This is a genomic window from Parabacteroides distasonis (genome assembly GCF_004793765.1).
In the GTDB taxonomy this organism is placed as follows: Bacteria; Bacteroidota; Bacteroidia; order Bacteroidales; family Tannerellaceae; genus Parabacteroides; species Parabacteroides distasonis_A.
The window spans coordinates 28,537-43,816 of sequence record NZ_SRYM01000034.1; the positions used below are offsets into that span (position 1 = coordinate 28,537).

The 15,280-nt window shown below is 46.7% G+C and carries 15 protein-coding genes and 1 pseudogene; 4 read left to right on the forward strand and 12 right to left on the reverse strand.

The window, feature by feature from the left end:
• Positions 1 to 13: 13 nt before the first annotated feature.
• Genes uvrC through mnmG form a run of 3 tightly spaced genes read right to left on the reverse strand, consistent with a single transcriptional unit; the run spans position 14 to position 5,405 of the window.
• Positions 14 to 1,849, reverse strand: a complete 1,836-nt coding sequence (uvrC, locus tag E5342_RS12000) for an excinuclease ABC subunit UvrC (RefSeq protein WP_121736725.1) — start codon at positions 1,847 to 1,849, stop codon at positions 14 to 16.
• Entirely contained in the window at positions 1,846 to 3,483 is a 1,638-nt protein-coding gene (gene ade, locus E5342_RS12005; RefSeq protein ID WP_135959457.1) for an adenine deaminase, read from the reverse strand. Before ade ends, uvrC begins: the two co-directional genes overlap by 4 nt.
• Before the next feature lie 44 nt (positions 3,484 to 3,527).
• A complete protein-coding gene (gene mnmG, locus E5342_RS12010) occupies positions 3,528 to 5,405 on the reverse strand; it encodes a tRNA uridine-5-carboxymethylaminomethyl(34) synthesis enzyme MnmG (RefSeq protein WP_135959458.1) in 1,878 nt (625 codons plus the stop codon).
• A gap of 118 nt (positions 5,406 to 5,523) precedes the next feature.
• On the opposite strand from mnmG, the gene E5342_RS12015 reads away from it, so the two are divergent.
• Complete coding sequence (locus tag E5342_RS12015; RefSeq protein WP_121736728.1) at positions 5,524 to 6,672, forward strand: metallophosphoesterase; 1,149 nt, start codon at positions 5,524 to 5,526, stop codon at positions 6,670 to 6,672.
• Positions 6,673 to 6,675: 3 nt separating this feature from the next.
• Here the strand turns inward: E5342_RS12015 and E5342_RS12020 are convergent, their stop codons facing one another.
• The 9 genes from E5342_RS12020 to E5342_RS12060 all read right to left on the reverse strand — a co-directional run bounded on the left by E5342_RS12020 (position 6,676) and on the right by E5342_RS12060 (position 13,181).
• A complete protein-coding gene (locus tag E5342_RS12020) occupies positions 6,676 to 7,443 on the reverse strand; it encodes a phosphatase PAP2 family protein (protein ID WP_135959459.1) in 768 nt (255 codons plus the stop codon).
• Between the two features lie 35 nt (positions 7,444 to 7,478).
• A complete protein-coding gene (locus E5342_RS12025; protein ID WP_121736730.1) occupies positions 7,479 to 8,192 on the reverse strand; it encodes a hypothetical protein in 714 nt (237 codons plus the stop codon).
• 90 nt (positions 8,193 to 8,282) lie between these two features.
• The gene (locus E5342_RS12030) at positions 8,283 to 8,921 is read right to left on the reverse strand and encodes an outer membrane beta-barrel protein (protein ID WP_236651502.1); all 639 of its coding nucleotides are present in this window, start codon (positions 8,919 to 8,921) and stop codon (positions 8,283 to 8,285) included.
• 69 nt (positions 8,922 to 8,990) lie between these two features.
• A complete protein-coding gene (locus E5342_RS12035; protein ID WP_121736732.1) occupies positions 8,991 to 9,452 on the reverse strand; it encodes a lipocalin family protein in 462 nt (153 codons plus the stop codon).
• Positions 9,453 to 9,479: 27 nt separating this feature from the next.
• Positions 9,480 to 9,956 (reverse strand): hypothetical protein, encoded by a 477-nt coding sequence (locus E5342_RS12040; RefSeq protein WP_036612097.1) that lies wholly within the window; start codon positions 9,954 to 9,956, stop codon positions 9,480 to 9,482.
• A 139-nt stretch (positions 9,957 to 10,095) separates the two neighbouring features.
• Entirely contained in the window at positions 10,096 to 10,317 is a 222-nt protein-coding gene (locus E5342_RS12045) for a hypothetical protein (protein WP_121736733.1), read from the reverse strand.
• 603 nt (positions 10,318 to 10,920) lie between these two features.
• On the reverse strand, positions 10,921 to 11,370 hold the full coding sequence (locus E5342_RS12050; protein ID WP_121736734.1) for a DUF6078 family protein: 450 nt from the start codon (positions 11,368 to 11,370) through the stop codon (positions 10,921 to 10,923).
• A gap of 10 nt (positions 11,371 to 11,380) precedes the next feature.
• Positions 11,381 to 11,830: an rRNA maturation RNase YbeY gene (ybeY, locus tag E5342_RS12055; protein ID WP_121736735.1), complete on the reverse strand. Its 450-nt coding sequence runs from the start codon at positions 11,828 to 11,830 to the stop codon at positions 11,381 to 11,383.
• A 121-nt stretch (positions 11,831 to 11,951) separates the two neighbouring features.
• Positions 11,952 to 13,181, reverse strand: coding sequence for a nucleoside recognition domain-containing protein (locus E5342_RS12060; RefSeq protein ID WP_121736736.1), 1,230 nt, complete (start codon positions 13,179 to 13,181; stop codon positions 11,952 to 11,954).
• Between the two features lie 84 nt (positions 13,182 to 13,265).
• Here E5342_RS12060 and E5342_RS12065 point away from each other — a divergent pair, with 84 nt between their 5' ends.
• The 3 genes and pseudogenes from E5342_RS12065 to E5342_RS12075 all read left to right on the forward strand — a co-directional run bounded on the left by E5342_RS12065 (position 13,266) and on the right by E5342_RS12075 (position 15,221).
• Positions 13,266 to 14,225, forward strand: coding sequence for a 2-hydroxyacid dehydrogenase family protein (locus E5342_RS12065; RefSeq protein WP_135959460.1), 960 nt, complete (start codon positions 13,266 to 13,268; stop codon positions 14,223 to 14,225).
• Positions 14,225 to 14,473 (forward strand): annotated as a pseudogene (locus E5342_RS12070) (DNA alkylation repair protein); the annotation flags it as partial. The gene E5342_RS12065 and the pseudogene E5342_RS12070, both read left to right, overlap by 1 nt.
• 1 nt (position 14,474) lies before the next feature.
• Positions 14,475 to 15,221 (forward strand): TIGR02757 family protein, encoded by a 747-nt coding sequence (locus tag E5342_RS12075; protein WP_005860465.1) that lies wholly within the window; start codon positions 14,475 to 14,477, stop codon positions 15,219 to 15,221.
• Positions 15,222 to 15,280: the final 59 nt, after the last annotated feature.

Below are 15,280 nucleotides of genomic sequence, written 5' to 3' on the forward strand. Positions count from 1 at the left end.
GTTCGCTTATGTTCTATTTCTGTTCGCTTTCTGTTCGCTTTCCGCCCAGTCCCTCTTGTAGCGTCTTGGCTTTCGCCTCGCCAATCACGGATTTCAGTTCCTCGAAGCTTGCTTCCTTGATTCGTTTTACGCTTTTAAAGTGATGTAAAAGTAATACTTTTGTCTTCTCACCGATACCCTTTATGGTATCTAATTCGGATTTTGTCTGGGTTTTACTCCGCTTATCCTTGTGGAAAGTGATGGCGAAACGGTGTACCTCGTCTTGCATCCGGGTAAGCAGATGGAATAGCGGACTGTCCAAACGCATGCCAACGGTTACGGGTGGGAACCCGAATAATAATTCAGAGGTCCGGTGCTTGCCATCTTTCGCTAGTCCGGCGATTGGAATGGACAAGCTTAATTCATCTTCTACCACCGAGCGAACCACTTCCATTTGTCCCTTTCCACCATCTGTTATAATTAAGTCGGGTAGGGGAGATCGCTCTTCGATTGCCCGCCCGTAACGCCTACGAACCACTTCTTTCATGGAGGCGTAATCATCCGGACCAACTACGGTTTTTATATTGTATTTACGATACTCTTGCTTGGATGGTTTCCCCATCTTGAATACCACGCAAGCCGCTACTGCGTCGCTCCCCTGTATGTTTGAATTATCGAAGCATTCGATATGAGCGGGCAGTTTCTCCAGATGCAAGGCCTCTTGGATCTCTTTCAAGATACGGGTATTCCGTTGTTCCGGATTCAACTTTTCCGCTTGCTTTAAGCGGTCTACCTTAAACTGCTTGACATTCATCTCGGATAAATCGAGCAGCTTCTTTTTATCCCCTCTTTGGGGAATGGTGAAAGTGACATTCTCTAGTTGCATGTCTAGCTTGAAGGGTACGATAATCTCCCGGGCGGTGCTTTTAAAACGATTCCGCATCTCGATAATGCCTAGGCTTAACAATTCCTCCTTGCTTTCGTCCAGTCGTTTTTTATACTCGAATGTATAGGCTTGTACGATCGCTCCGTTTCCGATATGCATAAAGTTCACATAAGCGGAATGGTCATTCTCTATGATCGTGAATACATCTATATTATGTAACATCGGGGTTACGACCGTAGATTTAGAACGATAGTTCTCGATGACTTCGTATTTTTCCTTGATCTTTTGTGCTTCCTCGAACTTGAGCTCGGCAGCGAGCGATTGCATCTCCTCATAGAGGTGTTTGCTGATTTGCGAGATGTTGCCTCGCAAGATCTCTTTGATCTCGGAAATATTTTGCTGGTATTCTTCCAGTGATTGCAAGCCTTCACAAGGCCCTTTACAACGCTTGATATGGTATTCCAGACAAACCTTATAGCGTCCTTGTGCGATGGATTCGGGAGTGAGGGGATATTTGCAGGTGCGTAAAGGGTAAAGTTCCTTTAGCATCTGTAGCATCACTTTCGCCGTGAACAAAGAGGGATAAGGACCGTAATATTGCGATCCGTCTCGAACAATGTTCCGGGTTTGGAAAACCCGGGGAAAGTATTCGTTCTTTACCACGATGGAAGGGTAGGTTTTGTCGTCCTTCAATAATACGTTATAGCGGGGACGATACTGTTTGATGAGGTTGTTCTCCAGTAGTAATGCGTCTTCTTCCGTATCAACGACTATATATTTGATATCCCGGATTTGCTTGACTAACACACGGGTCTTATTGCTATCATGTACCTTGTTGAAATAAGAGGAAACCCGTCGTTTCAGGTTTTTCGCCTTGCCGACGTATATAATCGTTCCGTTTTCATCGAAATACTGGTAGCATCCCGGAGAAGCCGGGATGACCGATAGGATCGTCTTGATATGTTCATCTTTATCGGCTATCATACGAATAAGGAAGTAAATTGGAATGTCTCGCTATTGAACAAACCGTTGTTGCTAAGTTTCAAGGATGGGATCACCAGCAATCCCATAAAAGAAAGTGTCATTTGTAATGAATCCATCGGGGTCTTTAACCGTTTGATCTTTTCCTCAATCTCTTCGTAACGGCGGCTCGTCTCTTCCAATGATTCGTCATTCATCAATCCCGCTATTGGCAAGGGCAGGAGAGTGACTTCGTCCATGCAGCTCACGGCGATTCCTCCTTTTGCTTTTATGACCGCATTGATCGCCTGCATAAGCTCGAAATCGGTAACACCTATAGCGATGATGTTATGGCTATCGTGGGAGATACTTTGAGCGATGGCACCGAGCTTGAGCCCTGTTCCTTTTATAAAGGCAATAGTGGGTGGAGCCGTTTGATAACGATTCAAGATGACGAGTTTCAGAATATCCCGTTCCGTATCTGATTCCACAAATCCATCGAATGTATGTACGGGATGTAGTTCTTCTTTCGTGATTAATTCGCGGTCTTCGCAAACAATGACACGCATCTGTTTTCCTTTCGCTTTTACCGCTAGCTTTTCTAATGTGATCGGTTTCGTGTGGAAATTATTGCGATGTATAGGCTTTTGGAGTGGAAACGTGCATTTCTCTCCATCGTATACACGGGTTCCTTGTATATAGGTTGCCTGTATGGTTAGATCCTTTAAATTGTTTACTTGGATAAAATCGGCGGAGTCTCCCTCCCGTAAGAAACCTATGGGGATTTTATAGTGCATGGCCGGATTGTAGGAAGCGGCCCGTAATACATCATATCGGTCATATCCTAGATCCAGTGACTTTTTTACCGTCCTATTTATGTGTCCTTGGTTTAAAAAGGAAGGATGCGCATCATCTGTACAGAACATGATTTGTTCTGGATACTCTTTCAATAGCGGATGAAGTGCGTCAAAGTTCTTCGCCGCACTTCCTTCCCGGATAAGGACATGCATTCCGAGCTGGCATTTCTCACGGCCTTTTTCTAGAGAGATGGTTTCATGATCGGTGGAAATGCCCGCCTCTATATATGCTTTTAGATTGGAACCTGTCGCTAGGGGATAATGTCCGTCTATGGGTTTATCCGCTTGTTTTGCGGATTCTATTTTGCGCATAACTTCTGGATCGCTATTCAAGACTCCGGGGTAATTCATCATCTCTGCCAAGAAGTGTAGATCCTCTCGTTCCAACAGACGGGCGGTTTCGTCGGCGTCTATGATCGCACCGGAGGTTTCCATGGTCGTGGCCGGTACACAAGACGGTACACCGAGCCATGTGTAGAAAGGAATCCCTTTTGCGTTGTCGAGCATATACTCGACTCCTTCACTACCCATTACATTCGCTATCTCATGAGGGTCTGCCACGGCACCGATACTGCCATGGCGGACGGCAGCGTGAATGAATGCTGCAGGGGTTACCATGCTACTCTCTATATGGACATGGGCATCGATAAAGCCGGGGAGGAGGTAAGATGCCTCATCTTGTCCGGTAGGGATTATCTTCTTGATACGCCCATTTTGAATTGAAATCTCTGCTCCAAAGGTGCGTCTGTTGATTATATCTACTAGATTTCCTCGTATAGCCAGTGTTTTAGCTTCATTCATTTGAATATCTCCTTTAATGTGTTTCACGTGGAACGTTTCGTGTTTTATCTTCCGAGTAGTACCAGAAGGATGTTGATGTCGTTAGGGGAAATACCTGGGATGCGGCTCGCTTGAGCGATCGTGTCGGGATCTATCCGAGTCAATTTCTGGCGGGCTTCCGTAGATAAAGACTGGATCGAGTTGTAATCGAATTTACCCTTGATCCGGATATTCTCTAAGCGGTTTATCTTGTCTGCTATGATTTGTTCTCGCTTGATGTAGCCGCTATACTTAATCAGTATCTCAGCGGCCTCGATGATCTCTTCCTTTCGGGTGGCCGGAACTTTGTCTAGCTCGGCACGAAGGGCGGGGACCAGATCCGCTAGGTTCTCCAATGTTGTCTGCGGACGGAGTACGACATCGAATAATTTGCAACCATGGGATAGGGGGGCTGTACCCAGTTTCTCCAAGCCGCTGTTTATATATTGAGGCTTTACGGAATAGGTCTCCGCAAAACGGATGATAGCATCACGGCTCTCTTTTTTCTCTCGCAGTAAATCGTAGCGGTCTTGTTTGGCCAATCCCATTTGGTAGGATTTCTCGGTGAGTCGCATATCTGCGTCATCTTGGCGCAGTAAGATGCGGTACTCCGCACGAGAGGTGAACATACGATAAGGCTCGTCCACGCCTTTTGTTACCAAATCGTCGATAAGGACACCGATATAAGCCTCGTCTCTTCCAAGGATAAAAGGTTGCCCACCGTGGCAATTGATGTGGGCGTTGATACCCGCTACCAAACCTTGTCCACCGGCTTCCTCGTATCCTGTAGTCCCGTTGATTTGTCCGGCGAAAAAAAGATTTCGGATTTGTTTGGTCTCCAAATTATGTCTTAGCTGAGTTGGGTCGAAGAAATCGTATTCAATCGCATATCCGGGACGATAGATTTGCACGTCACGGAAAGCGGGGATCGCTTGGAGCGCACGAAGCTGGATATCCAAGGGTAGGGAAGAGGAGAATCCATTTAGGTAGTATTCCTGCGTGGTCTCGCCTTCCGGCTCTAGGAATAGTTGATGCTGCGTCTTGTCAGCAAACGTCACGATTTTCGTTTCGATACTGGGACAATAACGGGGACCGATACTTTTGATCTGTCCATTATAAAGAGGAGAGTCGGGGAGACCTTCCCGTAATATATCGTGACAGGCCTTGTTCGTAAAGGTAGTCCAGCAACTCAATTGTTTTAATTTACGGTGACTGGTATCTAAGTAAGAGAATTTATGGAAATCGTTCTCCCCTGGTTGTTCTTCCATTTCATCGAAGTGAACGCTTCGGCCATCGATACGAACCGGTGTTCCGGTTTTCATACGATCTGTTTGGATGCCTAAAGAGATGAGTTGCTCGGTAAGCCCGGTCGCCGCAGGCTCGGCGATACGTCCACCCCGTATTTGGGTTCTTCCGATATGAAGCAGGCCGTTAAGGAAGGTTCCGTTCGTGAGTACCACCGCTCCGGCACGGAATACGACATTCATTCCCGTACGGACACCGCAGACTTGTCCGTGCTCGATAATCAGCTCTTGAACCATGTCCTGCCAGATCGATAGATTCGGCATATTCTCCAGTATGCTCCGCCAACAATCGATAAAACGGGCACGGTCGCTTTGGGCACGTGGGCTCCACATGGCCGGTCCTTTGCTACGGTTTAACATACGGAATTGAATAGCGGTCTGGTCGGTCACGATTCCCATATATCCACCTAGCGCATCGATCTCTCGTACGATCTGTCCTTTGGCGATTCCCCCGACTGCCGGGTTACAACTCATCTGGGCGATCTTGTTCATGTCCATCGTGATCAAAAGCGTCTTTGATCCTAGATTCGCCGCCGCAGCGGCGGCTTCACAGCCGGCATGCCCTGCGCCTACTACTATTACGTCGTAATTGAAAGTCATTTTTATTTCCTTTTATTTTACGCGAAGATAGTGAGTGTTCGTGAAAGAATTCGTTTATATTTGTATAATAAATACATACATTGTTTTCAGGTTTAACGAACTAAAGATTTAAACTGTTATGAATTTTATCCAGTGCCGTATCCTTGTTTTTCTGATTCTACTGACCTCTTGTTTCAGTCCGGTTTATGGGAAAGATAAGAAACCTCGTCAAGCGATCGAGAAGTTATCGATCGATGGTCCCTATCTATTGAAAGCGGATGATGGTAGTATGCGTGCGATATCTGTAGATGGGAAAGGCCGGTTATTGGATAAGCATTATGAAAGTATACCTACCTCCTTTTCCTTCGAGGTGTTTTCCGATGCTGGGGAAAGATTGTTTCCGGTAACCATACACGCTGTTTCCCGTCCGGAATGGAAAGATGTGCAATCGGAAAAGACGTTTGTTCTTTCAGATCCACATGCGAACTGGTCTTGTTTCGCCTCCTTGTTAAAGGCGGGAAGAGTGATCGATGCGGACTATAATTGGATTTTCGGGACTAACCAATTGGTAATAATCGGTGATGTCTTTGACCGAGGCGTCGACGTACTCCCTATCTATTGGTTGATCTACAAGTTGGAGCGAGAAGCGGAAGATGCCGGTGGAAAAGTGACTTTCTTAATCGGAAATCATGAGACCATGGTTTTGGGAAATGATTTGCGATACGTGAAGAAGAAATATACTCAATTGGCGGATACTTTAGGAATGACCTATCCGGAGCTTTGGCAGAAAAGCGAGTTGGGACACTGGTTGAGAACTCGTAACTCGATACAAGTGGTCGGAGATAACCTGTTTGTCCATGCCGGGTTGAGCAAGGAATTTTTGGACAGGAATTACGATATCCCTACCGTGAATGAGATCGTGAGCGATGGACTCTTCTTAACGAAAAAAGAACGTAATGCAGATAAAGGCTCCGATCTTTCTTTTATGTTCGCTACGTATGGACCGATCTGGTATCGGGGTATGGTACGTAGTGCGGATAAGTATCACCCGTTAGATCGGGATGATTTGCGGAAAATATTAGAGAAATATAATGTGAACCGTATCTTTGTAGGGCATACGATATTCGATGATATCACGACTTTCTACCATTACAAGGTAATTGCCGTGAATGTCGATAATCAAGAAAACAAGGAGAAGAGCCGAGGCCGTGGTGTCATGATCGGGAAAGACGGCTCTCTGTTTGTCGTATATGATTCGGGAAAACAGGAGCCGTTGTTCACCGATTGATTGCTAAAAACGTATGGCCAAGGCCGCTCCGAACGCATGGTTATCCGGTTGATAGAACGGCGAGGTCGCAATGACAGTGGCGCTCTTTTTCTTGTCTAATCGGAATAATTTTCGGTTGACCGGCAATAGCCAGTAACCGATATGTGCGCTCAATATGCCAAAACCCGCTCCCGCTACCACATCGTTCAACCAATGCCGATCGTTGTAAAGCCGTAGAAAAGTTACGCCTCCGGCTACCAAATAGGCACCGATTCCATATCCGATCCCATATTCCGACCGTACCAATTCCGCTCCCATGAAAACCGTGGCGGTGTGTCCCGAGGGGAAAGAGTTTTGGGCTGAGGAATCGGGTCGTTTCTCATCGACAAAGTACTTTGTCCCATTCACCAATATGCCCATGGTCAAATAAGAGGTGGTTGTGACGATCAGCCGCTCTTTGAACGAGTGTTTGGCTTTCACACCTACTAATCCTAACCCTACGTATGAGATGACCGGCAGGTATTGGATGTAATCGTCGGCATGGAAGTAGTGTTCTCCCCGGAGGTTGGTCATGCCGTCTCGCACGGAATTGTCGACAGATCGTAGAAAGCCATTGCTTATGCCCCATGATCCAACCGCTATTAAGGAAGCCGGAAGTATAAGTTGCTTTATCTTGAATCGTGTAGTCCTGTCTTCGCAGGAATAAGTAAGACTATCCGTTGCTTCTCTTCCATCTGCCCATAAAAGATTCGGGATTAAGAGAAGAAGCAATCCGAGTACGCTGGTTCGCATTTTTTTGCTATATGAACTGGGTAAAAAGATATCGTTTACTTTATGATGGTTTGGACTTGCCCGTTCTTGAAAAATAAGTAAAAAGAACTGCTGTACATCCATTGTATCTCGCCATTGGTTTCTAGTATGGATTGAGGTTTGCCAAACGCCAATCTGCACTCATCCTCGTTCATGCCCTTTATGGGCTTACGGATGCTGATTGCGTCCCAATGCGTGATCTCGGATAATTGGTTGGTCGAGATGAAATCGAATAGTTTGTTTAGCACAGACGATTCGCTTTGCGTGAAGTCTTCCATCGTTTGTTTATGCGCTGCCTTTTTGTCTGGCGTCAACTTTTCGAGAGGGGTCACTTTCTTCATCACGAAAGCCGGCGATTCGATCAGTACATCCGATATGTAGTAAACCAATTTTTGATCCGCTACACGGAAATTGACACGGCAATAATACGTGTTCTCAAATCCGGAGCCGGCCAGCGACCCGATGATCCAATCGCAGCGAAAGCTCTTGCCTTTATCGTTTCGGTCGTTTATCCCTTCTTGAAGTTTCGGACATACGTTTTCCACCGTCCATAATAACGTGTTGGCGTAAATCTCCTCATCGGAGAGCTTATCGAAGGTGATGAAACCATTGACAACATATTTATTACCATCCACACTTACCGGATAGGTATTCCCGATCTCCACGAATGTCTGAGCTACCAGCATGGAGATTTGGAATAGGAATGTGATTGAGAATAAAAATCGTGACATATATCTTGAAATGTTTAAGATCATGCAAAAACGTCTATGACTTGTCTTCTATCGTTAGGTAAGTCATAGACATCTTTTTTGGGGTGACTTTTAGAATGCAACGCCTAAACGTAGCATGATATTGCTGGTATAAGCCTCGCTATCGGTAGCAGCCTCCACGAATCCACGTTGGAAAGTGAAGTCAAGGTTGAAACGGTCATACCATATTCCGAATCCGATGTTCATGCCTGCGTCGAACCGGTTCCATTCTATATCCAACTCATCTTCCCAGTCGCCCATGCTGATGCTCTCGCCATCGTATTTCATCTTGCCTAAATAGTCAAAGCTGATGAACCCTCCGATATGGCCGTCGATGAAAAAGTCATCCGTTATCCCATATTTCCAGCCGAAAGTGAATGGAGATACTTGGAGGTTGTTCGTCATGGTTTTTAGTTCATCTATTTTCCAGCCTCTCGATCCCAATCCGAAATCCATGCCCCAGTAAGCGCCGATGTTCGTGATCGGCTTTTGAAAACCGACAGCGAAATTATAAGCCGCTTTTCTCCCCATGCCTTCCGTGCCGTCACCGGCGAATCCAGCCATATTCAGTCCGCCTCGTAAATACCACATGGTCTCGGAAGGGCGTTGTGGAGTGGATTCAATCCCAACGCTGCGGGATGATACGATCTGCGCTTGTATGCCGGAACATACGAGGAGCGTCATTACAAATAAAAGTAAACTCTTTCTCATCTTTGAAATCAATTTATAGTTAGTAATCTTTATCTTTCCAGCCGTTTATGGGCTTACAGACAGGATCGGTCAATCCGAGATCTTGCGATAGACCGTGCTCTGATATTCTTCGTAGACGATCCCCTCTTCCATATCCATATGTTTATGATGGTACTCGGTGACCAATTGGGAAGAGGTCAGTTTCTTCACTGTTACGACCTCTTCTTCATCGTACTCGTAGTCACGCATATAGATCTTACCTCCTTTGTACGTCCATGTTCCTTCCAATCCTCCGTGCCACTGGCCATAATACCTTTCATACGATTCAAAAGTTCCGTCTTCGTTGAAGACAATCTTGAAGTCATCGTCTGGTTCGTCCTCCCATTGTTCGACAATTTCCTTGTTTTCTTTATACCAACCGGAAAGAGACACACTTTCCCATGTGCCGATCAAGTCATTGGAAGAACCAATGTTATCATCGGAACAAGACGTGAGACTGATGGGCATAAGCATTATGATGCCTAGCAGCCATAAAAGATAAATTCTTCTCATGCTTCTTCTTTTATTTCATTACAGTATTTATTTCACTACGGCCGAGATCTTTTCCCGGTCGTTGGTGGTAAGAGTCTTTTCCATTCGGATCCACTCTAAGTCGGAGCTATCGGCTGTTTTCCAGTTCTCGAAGGTTGCCGGATAGCCGACGACAGTAATCAGATATCCCGTACCTTCATCGTTTGTCCTGAAGTTGAACGTGGCGGCAACGATCACGTCTGCGTCATGTTTTTGCGAAGACATATAGACTGCGTAACTGCGGATATTCACGATATCTCCTTTCATCTCCCCTTCCGCTTGTTCCTTGGTCAAAGTCCATTCATCCCGGATGCGTCCCTTGGTTTTATCTACTTTCAGTTCCACGGTTAGCGGTTTTACGTAGGCGTTGGATGTCACGTCTAGCAAGCGTGCCTGGGTATCTTGTATCTTTACCTTGTCTCTTTGAGCATACGCCCCCGTGCATATTAGCGCAAGCAGTGCCGTGGTTAGAATTTGTCTTTTCATCTTTTTATAAGCTCATATTATCGTTAATTGTAATTTGTTTTTACGGTACAAATATAGAGGTAAATATAGGAGTTAGTGGGTAAATTGGTGATTCCAAATGATTTATATAATTGTATCCTATATGGATACACTAGCCATGTTAGTAAGATGTCAGATCTGTCTTGACAGCTTCGGAGAGGTCTCGGAAGAAATCGTGCCGCAAGATGCAAGAAATTCGCCAAAGTAAGTAAGTGTCAATGCTTTCTTTGTCGAATATCTTATATACGTTCGGTCGGGTACAGCACAATTGCGTAGCGAACCAAGTGATCGTGTGACCTTGGTCGCGGAGCGTATGCTCAATCAGCTGTCCGATGTGGATCATGGTTAATTTCTCATGATACCCGATTCCCTTTGGTGGTTAATTGTTGGAAAAAGGAAGCCTATATACAAGGAAAGCGTGGGAATCTTACCTTTGCCCGTCCCGTACTTCAAGGCCTTCGCATTGCCCACTCCCCGAGAACGAGCAACGCAGAAAGCCCACGCCGATATGTACAACAAACCATACGCCCTTTTGGTAAAGGACATATCGGTGTTTGTATGGACACACCACACGAGGACGTCTTTGTTGCTGTTAGTCATTTCGAGGAGTCAAAAGTTGCGAAGTTTTGAAATACGAAAGACAAACGCCAATAAACGTCTTCTTATAAATAAACCTTTCCCCCGGCTTCCACCCTAGGGCTTTCTGCTGAGGAATTTGTGACAAATATAGGAATAAAAAAGAATGAAGAACGATTCCGGGGGGATAAATATGCGGGAAATTATAGGAAAAGTTTAGGCGGTGTAACTTTCCCTTTGGTAAAACAACTGTTCTTATAGGACTGCAACTAGCCTTGCAGCATTACTGCAACCCACGTGCAGTGACACTGCAACCGGCGTGCAGTACTACTGCAAGGCGGGTTGCAGTAAAAGTAGGTTATGGGATCGCTCAGACTCTCCAATTAGGTTGCGTCACATATTCGTCGAAGGATGGATCGGGAAGGCCCGCTTTGGAAAAGATGGCATTGATTCGTTTCTGCTCCTCGGGAGATGTGAGGTACTCCCCTTTCTGGGCATAATAGAAAATACGTTCGCAACTGAACACTTGCATCACCCGTTGTCGTACTTGCGGATAGAGAGAGCGAGGTACGTCATCGAATAAGTGGTTCATACCCCGGGCATAGCGTAACGGTGTATCGGAGCGGTAATGTTTGCAAGGTTTTCCAGTGGTTACTTTCGCCACGTATGTTGGGGTGACGCAAGAGACGGCGGAGTAAGGTTCCGGTTGTTCCTCGTTCATCTTGGCTGCATGTCTGCGCAAGCAATGGCCGGTTTGTGTACATTGTTCGTCCGTGGCGTAACAATACGTGTAATCGTAAGGTATGTCTTCTGCTTTCATATTTGTGTTTTTATGGTTGATTGATGTTTTGTGCCCGACATTCTTCCGGCAAGATCGCTAACGCCCTGTTCTCGTTCTCCTCCATGATCTCCCGCTCGCCGGGGCCTTTGTCGTTGATACCGCAAAGATGCAGGATGCCGTGGATGATGGTGCGGTGTAGCTCCTCGTCGTAGTCCGTGTGGAAAGTCTCCGCATTTGTCCGGACCGTATCGAGGCTGATGAACAGGTCGCCCGAGATCTTGTTTCCCTCCGTATAATCGAAGGTGATGATATCCGTGTAATAATCATGTTGGAGGTATTGGCGGTTTACCTCCAAAATCTTCTCGTCCGAGCAGAAGATATAACTGATATCGCCTGTCTTCTTGCCGTAGGTCTCGGCCACCGCCTTGATCCATCCGCTGACCGCTCTTTTCTTGATTGCCGGGAGTTGGATATCCTCGGCGTAATATGCTATTGCCATAAATTGTTACTCTTGATAATTTGAAAATGTGATTATGTTACGCGGCAAAAGTACGATAAAAACAAATGACAGGTTCGTGTTTGCCGGTATAAATGTGTTTTTTATGGATTTACGCGGGCTGTTAAAAGAATAGATACGCCATCGCTATCGCCGCTATCGCTCCGGCCAGATCCGCTAATAAGGCGCACTGTACCGTATAACGGGTATTACGGATGCCTACGCTGCCGTAATAAAGAGCGACTACATAGAAGGTCGTATCGCAAGAGCCCTGTACGATGGATGACAGGCGGCCTACGAAAGAATCCGCCCCGTAGGTATTCATCGCGTCTAGCATCATGCCCCTAGCCCCGCTTCCGCTCAGCGGTTTCATTAGCATCGTCGGCAATGCCTCTACGAAATCCGTATTCAAGCCCATCGCCGCTACTCCCATACGAACCCCCTCGATAATGAAATCCATCGCTCCCGAGGCCCGGAAAATACCGATGCCGACCAAGATCGCCACGAGATAAGGAATGATCGTTATAGCGGTTTGGAAACCCTCTTTCGCCCCTTCGATAAAAGCGTCGTACACGTTGATCTTTTTCCGCGTACCGCTGATGATAAATCCGCAGATGATGGTGAAAAGAAGCGTATTGGCGAACAAGGTCGAGTACAAGGAAACCTGCTCCTGCTCCATGGAATTGAACAACCAGACCAATCCTCCGATAAATAACCCCAATCCTCCGAAAAACAACACGAGGTTCCGTTGCAAGATATTAATCTTTTGTCGTACGCAAACCGCCAAGATCGCTACCAAGGTGGACGTGAATGTAGCCAGCATGATCGGTAGGAATATATCCGACGGATTCGCCGCTCCCATCTGTGCTCGGTACATCATGATGGTGATTGGGATCAAGGTCAGTCCCGAGGCGTTGATGCAAAGGAACATGACCATCGAGTTGCTTGCGGACTCTTTCTTGGGGTTCAACTTCTGCAATTGTTGCATAGCCTTCAGTCCCATTGGCGTGGCGGCGTTATCCAGCCCCAGCAAGTTCGCCGAAAGGTTCATGAAGATCGATCCCGTCACCGGATGGTCTTTCGGGATATCCGGGAATAGCTTGCTGAATACCGGGGCGGCCAGCCGTGCGAACGCTTGGATCACTCCTCCTTTCTCCCCGATCTTCATAATTCCCAGCCAAAGCGACAAAATCCCGGTAAGTCCCAAGGAGATCTCGAAGCCTGTCTTAGCCGAAGCGAAAGAAGCATTGATAATCTCGGTAAAAACGGTGGTATCCCCGCCGATAACCAGTTTACCTACGGCCACGACGAAAGCGATTAGGAAGAAAGCGATCCAAATATAGTTTAGTACCATAATAAATATATATTGGTCACAAATTTAGGAATTAATTGCCAATTGATTTGTATTTTTGCTTTTTGAATTACAAATAGATCCAAGATGAAGATACTAGTGACATACGACATGTTCCGCGAGGGATTTGCCGAGTTGGAAAGTAAGTACGAGGTTACCTTTCCCGAGGGAAGAGATTTTACGTATGAAGAGGTTTTCGAGATGATACCGGAGTACGACGTGCTCTGCTCCATGTTCGATTTCCCGGTAAACAAAGAATTGATCGACCATGCGCCGAAGTTGCGGCTGATTGCTAATTACGCCGTAGGTTATAATAATATCGATGTGGCCTATGCCCTCGAGAAAGGCTTGACGGTGGCGAATACGCCTGATCCTGTCACGGCCCCTACCGCTAATATCGCTTTAGGCTTGATGCTGGATACTGCCCGGCGTATCACGGAATGTGATCGTAAGCTGCGTACGCTTGGTAAGGATATGAAGGTTGGTGTACTGGAGAATCTCGGTATGCCGGTAACCGGACAGACCTTGGGGATTATCGGTATGGGGCGTATCGGCAAGGCCTTGGCGAAGCGGGCGAATGCTTTGGGCATGGAGGTGATCTACCACAATCGGCGTCAACTTTACATCGAGGACGAGACCAAATTGAATGTTACCTACGTCTCCAAGGAAGAGCTTTTGGCGAAAGCCGATTTCGTATCCTTGAACGCTCCTTATACTCCCGATACCTATCACATCATCGGCGAGGAGGAGTTCAAGCAGATGAAACCTTCCGCTATCTTGATCAACACGGCCCGCGGTCCGTTGGTAGACGAGCATGCCTTGGTAAAAGCCTTGCGGGAAGGTACGATTCATGGTGCCGGTCTGGATGTATTCGAGTTTGGAGACTATCCTCTCCCCGAGTTATTGGAAATGGACAACGTGGTATTAACCCCTCATATCGGCACCCAGACGATGGAAACCCGTATCATCATGGCTCGCACGGTATGCAACAACGTGATTGGTTTCTTGGAAGGCGACCGTCCCGTATCACGGGTACTCCGGCCATGACAGCGGCGTTTATCCGTCGGAATGATTTTTGGGATACCTTGAAGTTATCCGAATGTTTGATGGGGCATAAACACGATTTGATGCATAAGGCGGTTGGGTGGATGCTGCGTGAGGTCGGCAAAAAGGAGCGGCAGACGCTTACCGATTTCTTGGAACGCAACGCTACTCGTCTTCCTCGTACGGCGCTTCGTTACGCTATCGAGCATTATCCGGAACCCGAGCGGCAATATTTTCTAAAGAAGAAATAACATGGATACAAAGACCATCTCTTTACTTCGTGAATGGGCGAAAACGTACAATACGGAATCGTTTATCAAGGATGATCCGGTTCGATTCCCCCATCGGTTTACGGAGAAACGGGATATTGAGATATCGGCTTTCCTGACGGCGTGGATCTCTTACGGTCGCAGGGCGCATATTCTCCAAAAAGCGGAAGAGCTACACCGGCTGATGGGCGAAAGTCCTTACGAGTTTATCCGTACCGGAGAGACTTCTTTCGCTCCCCTACGGAACCGCCCGGTTCGCAGGCGGGATACCTTTTACCGTTTTTATACCTATCATGATCTGCATCTCCTTTGTTGTCGCCTAAAGGATATATACGATACCTATGACTGTATGGAAGACGCTATGGCCGCCGCCGGTCCTTGCGAAGATCCTATCTTGCGGTTGCAACAACTTTTTGCTGATCTCAATGGCATTCCGGTCTTGCACGGGACTTCCGCTTGTAAGCGTCTGGCGATGTTCTTGCGTTGGATGGTGCGTACGGATGGTATCGTCGATCTCGGTATCTGGAGAACAGCCGTGCATCCCCGCCAATTAATCATCCCGTTGGATACGCATGTGCACCAGATCTCCTTGCGCTTGGGCTTGACAGGCCAAAAAACCGCTACCCTTCGTACGGCCCGTGAGATAACGGACGCATTGGCGAAAGTCTTCCCCGATGATCCTTGTCTGGGGGATTTCGCTTTATTTGGCTACGATATAAATCAAGAATAAAAAGATATGAACTATAATATAAAAACAGAATACGGTTAACGATAATTAGCATACTCATG

Coding starts and splice junctions, on each gene's coding strand:
- ade (WP_135959457.1), bottom strand. CDS start 3,483: ATGAATGAAGCTAAAACACTGGCTATACGAGGAAATCTAGTAGATATA.
- E5342_RS12060 (WP_121736736.1), bottom strand. CDS start 13,181: ATGGTACTAAACTATATTTGGATCGCTTTCTTCCTAATCGCTTTCGTC.
- E5342_RS12045 (WP_121736733.1), bottom strand. CDS start 10,317: ATGATCCACATCGGACAGCTGATTGAGCATACGCTCCGCGACCAAGGT.
- E5342_RS12040 (WP_036612097.1), bottom strand. CDS start 9,956: ATGAAAAGACAAATTCTAACCACGGCACTGCTTGCGCTAATATGCACG.
- E5342_RS12030 (WP_236651502.1), bottom strand. CDS start 8,921: ATGAGAAAGAGTTTACTTTTATTTGTAATGACGCTCCTCGTATGTTCC.
- E5342_RS12020 (WP_135959459.1), bottom strand. CDS start 7,443: ATGCGAACCAGCGTACTCGGATTGCTTCTTCTCTTAATCCCGAATCTT.
- ybeY (WP_121736735.1), bottom strand. CDS start 11,830: ATGGCAATAGCATATTACGCCGAGGATATCCAACTCCCGGCAATCAAG.
- E5342_RS12015 (WP_121736728.1), top strand. CDS start 5,524: ATGAATTTTATCCAGTGCCGTATCCTTGTTTTTCTGATTCTACTGACC.
- E5342_RS12075 (WP_005860465.1), top strand. CDS start 14,475: ATGGATACAAAGACCATCTCTTTACTTCGTGAATGGGCGAAAACGTAC.
- E5342_RS12025 (WP_121736730.1), bottom strand. CDS start 8,192: ATGTCACGATTTTTATTCTCAATCACATTCCTATTCCAAATCTCCATG.
- E5342_RS12035 (WP_121736732.1), bottom strand. CDS start 9,452: ATGAGAAGAATTTATCTTTTATGGCTGCTAGGCATCATAATGCTTATG.
- E5342_RS12050 (WP_121736734.1), bottom strand. CDS start 11,370: ATGAAAGCAGAAGACATACCTTACGATTACACGTATTGTTACGCCACG.
- mnmG (WP_135959458.1), bottom strand. CDS start 5,405: ATGACTTTCAATTACGACGTAATAGTAGTAGGCGCAGGGCATGCCGGC.
- E5342_RS12065 (WP_135959460.1), top strand. CDS start 13,266: ATGAAGATACTAGTGACATACGACATGTTCCGCGAGGGATTTGCCGAG.
- uvrC (WP_121736725.1), bottom strand. CDS start 1,849: ATGATAGCCGATAAAGATGAACATATCAAGACGATCCTATCGGTCATC.